Source organism: Synechococcales cyanobacterium T60_A2020_003 (assembly GCA_015272205.1).
Classification (GTDB): domain Bacteria; phylum Cyanobacteriota; class Cyanobacteriia; order RECH01; family RECH01; genus JACYMB01.
In genome coordinates, this window is the sequence record JACYMB010000377.1 from 1 (window position 1) to 1,908 (window position 1,908).

The following is a 1,908-nucleotide window of genomic DNA, read 5'->3' on the forward strand; positions in this document are numbered from 1 at the left end:
GATACGAATCAGGCAAGGGAAAACAAAACTGGGCGTCGGCAACGGCATACTCGGCATAGCCCCCATCCACGCTATACCCCGTAAACTGTGCCCGATCGCACAAATTCTCCTGTCCGCGCAGACAGTACCGACAGTGCTGACAGGTTTGCCCCAACCACGGCACCCCGATCCGTTGTCCCACAGCAAGATCGGTGACCTGCTCTCCCAATGCAGAGATAGTGCCAACGATCTGATGTCCCATCACGAGGGGCAGTTTGGGATGGGGAAGTTCGCCATCCAGAATGTGCAAATCCGTCCGGCAAATCCCACAGGCATGAACGCGGATTAACACCTGATCCGGTTGGGGTGTGGGTATAGGGCGATCGCCCATCCGCAAGGGCTGATGCGGAGCCTCTAGAATCATGGCACGCATAGCATAGCATCTCCGAAATCATAGCCACTGACATCTACCTCTTCAGAGGTCTATCTCAATGGTATTTAGAGCATTGCAAACCCAACGGCGATCGCCATATTCCTTCATGATCACGGTGGGGCGATCGCGTGATATCTACAACGAAGCTCTTGCTTCTAGACGTAATGCGTCGCTCGTGAGGTCTTGATTCGCAAGGAGATGGACGACAGTACTGAGATTCGCGCTGTCTCGTCTGTACTGTTCAATCTCCTGATCCGTGGCGGCACTATCCTTGCGGTACTGGGTTTCGAGAATTTGCTGTTCCCGCTCGCATAACTCGATGATGCGATGCTCCACCCCGTTTTTGTTGAAGGTGGGGGGTAGGGCTAACCGAACGATTAAAGCAGCATTCGGCTGGGTTTCGATCGCTTGGATTGAGAGATCACCATACTGCGATCGCACCTCTTGGAACGCCTGCCAAACGCATGCCAGTTAATGCCGTCTGCAAAGAGGAGATCAGCGCTTTCCTGATCGGTTTGAAACAGATTGGCAAATTCGCCAGGAGCCAGGAATTGCTTGAGATCGGTAGGACAGCGATTGCTAGGAATCCAAGCATCCTTAAAGCGCTCTGCTTTGAGATAGACATATGGGCAGATGACCGCCTCCAGTTGGGTGCTGGAGTTCAGTTCCCAGGTGTGAATACAGGCACCCGTGAGAGTAGCAGCGGTGAAATTACACCCCTGGACTTGTGTTGTTCGCAGAAATGCTTGGCTGAGATTCGCGCCATTGAGGTTTGCCCCGCTGAGGTCGGCTCTCGTCAGATCGGTGTTGTTGAGGTCAGCACCGCTCAAGTTCGTGTTGTTGAGGTCGGCTTTGAGGAGGATGGCGTTATTCAGGTACGCCCCTTTAAGACTTGCCTCTCGGAGGATAGCCTGCGTGAAATCGGCTTTGCGAAGGTCGGCATAGCTGAGGTCGGCGTAGCTAAGGTTTGCCTTGTGAACGGTGGTGTAGCTGAGGTTTGCCTTGTGAAGCGTGGTTTGGATGAGGGTGGCACTCCTGAGATTCGCACTATGGAGATCGGCATAGCTGAGATCCGCTTCCCGGAGAATGGCATTTTGCAGGTCGGCATTTCTCAGACTCGCTTTTTGGAGGGAGGCATTTTTGAGAATGGTGTTGTGCAGCTTGGCGTTGTTGAGTTTTGCAAAGTTCAGCTTGGCGTCCTGGAGGTTGGCATTGCTAAGGTCGGCTCCGCGCAGGTCGGCTCCGCTCAAATTCGCTTCGGTCAAATCGGGGCGATCGTCAAACGATTCTCGCCACGCATCTAACTGACAACCCCTTCTTTTAATTTTGCCAAGTGCGCTTCGCTAGCCATTGCACTCCCCTATTTTGCGATCGCCCTCATTCTGGTTGATGCACTCTGCCTACGATCTAAGGTGCCCGCAAATTGCGTCGAAGTTTACGGTTTGGCGTTGCTGATTCCAGGTATGAACCGATGGCTGCAATGACTGGAATCTCGT

The 1,908-nt window shown here is 53.2% G+C and carries 3 protein-coding genes; all 3 read right to left on the reverse strand.

Features of this window, described 5'->3' with window-relative positions; all coding sequences use genetic code 11:
• Positions 1-412, reverse strand: a 412-nt coding sequence (locus IGR76_18165) for an alcohol dehydrogenase catalytic domain-containing protein (GenBank protein ID MBF2080382.1), incomplete at its 3' end; no start/stop codon positions are given.
• 135 nt (positions 413-547) lie between these two features.
• Entirely contained in the window at positions 548-853 is a 306-nt protein-coding gene (locus IGR76_18170; protein ID MBF2080383.1) for a hypothetical protein, read from the reverse strand.
• Complete coding sequence (locus tag IGR76_18175; protein ID MBF2080384.1) at positions 790-1,677, reverse strand: pentapeptide repeat-containing protein; 888 nt, start codon at positions 1,675-1,677, stop codon at positions 790-792. The genes IGR76_18170 and IGR76_18175 overlap by 64 nt, the downstream gene beginning before the upstream one ends.
• Positions 1,678-1,908: the final 231 nt, after the last annotated feature.